Here is a 1,045-nt window from a genome sequence, read left to right as displayed (position 1 = left end):
CGGCTCCGGGCGGGCGGCGGTGGGGCCCTCTCCAGCACGGGCGCGCCCCAGCCAACACACAGGGGGAGGCCGAAACATGCCGGAGTGCGGAAGCCCCCCCCCGGGTGAGTCCTGACGCAGGAGCGTAGCGACGTCGCGACGTCGCGGAGACCCGAGGATCCATGCCGCGACCTTAGCCATGGCTGCAACGGAGCAGAATTCTGCACCGTGGCTGCGCTTGGAAGTCGCGGCATGGATCCTCGGGTCTGTGCTGCGTCGCTGCGCTCCTTGCTCCGCCCGTGGATGACGAAGCAACGGCGTCCGCGCAGAGCCCGCGTTGTTGCCCGCTACGTCCCGTTCCACTTGCGCACGACCGGCTCGCTCAAATCATGCTCGTAACCGAGCACGCTGATGCTGGCCGTGTCGAGCACGAACAGCGCGCCGCCTTCCGGCGGCAGGCCGAGCCAGCGGGCGGCGAGCACGCGCAGGAAATGCGCGCTGGAGAATATCAAGATCGAGCCGCCAGCTTCGCGAAGCTGTCTGATGATCCTGTCGGCGCGGGCGCCGACATCGGCCGCCGTCTCGCCTTGCGGGCAGCCGTCGCGGAACACGTTCCAGCCTGGCCGCTCGGCCAGGATTTCCTTCGTCGTGCGCCCTTCATAGGCGCCGTAATCCCACTCCTGCAGGTCGTCCATCTTGAGACTCTGAGCGCCAAAACCGGCCAGCACGCTGGTGTTGTAGGCGCGCTGCGAGGGGCTCGACCACACCGCCGAAAACGACAGGCCTTTCAGCCGCTCCGCCACGCCCCGCGCGGCAGCCTCGCCGGCCGGCGTCAACGGCATGTCGGTGCGGCCGGTATGCTGCCCCGAAAGGCTCCACGCCGTCTCGCCATGCCGGACTAGGTGGATCTGTGAAAACGTGCTGCTCATGGGATGCCCTTCGATGTCGCCGGCACCTTAAGGGACAGCGCGGCAAAGAGGAATTCAGGGCAATGCCGAAAGTCTGTGCAAGTGAGTGTAGTGGCTGGGTAATTGCCTCAGTTGAATTGTTGATTTGCCCAACGTTC

Annotated in this window: 1 protein-coding gene; it reads right to left on the bottom strand. The window is 66.3% G+C overall.

Annotated features, from left to right (window positions below; all coding sequences use genetic code 11):
• Window positions 1-326 precede the first annotated feature (326 nt).
• Entirely contained in the window at window positions 327-908 is a 582-nt protein-coding gene (locus JT360_RS33150) for a histidine phosphatase family protein (RefSeq protein WP_214477672.1), read from the bottom strand.
• Window positions 909-1,045: the final 137 nt, after the last annotated feature.

The sequence above is a fragment of the Mesorhizobium sp. dw_380 genome (assembly GCF_018588885.1).
In the GTDB taxonomy this organism is placed as follows: Bacteria; Pseudomonadota; Alphaproteobacteria; order Rhizobiales; family Rhizobiaceae; genus Mesorhizobium.
The sequence above is the reverse complement of the archived record's forward strand: the minus strand, read 5'-3'. Positions and strand labels throughout refer to the sequence as shown.

What these genes read in the sequence shown, in the direction of transcription:
- JT360_RS33150 (WP_214477672.1), bottom strand. Translation starts at nt 908, where the DNA reads ATGAGCAGCACGTTTTCACAGATCCACCTAGTCCGGCATGGCGAGACG.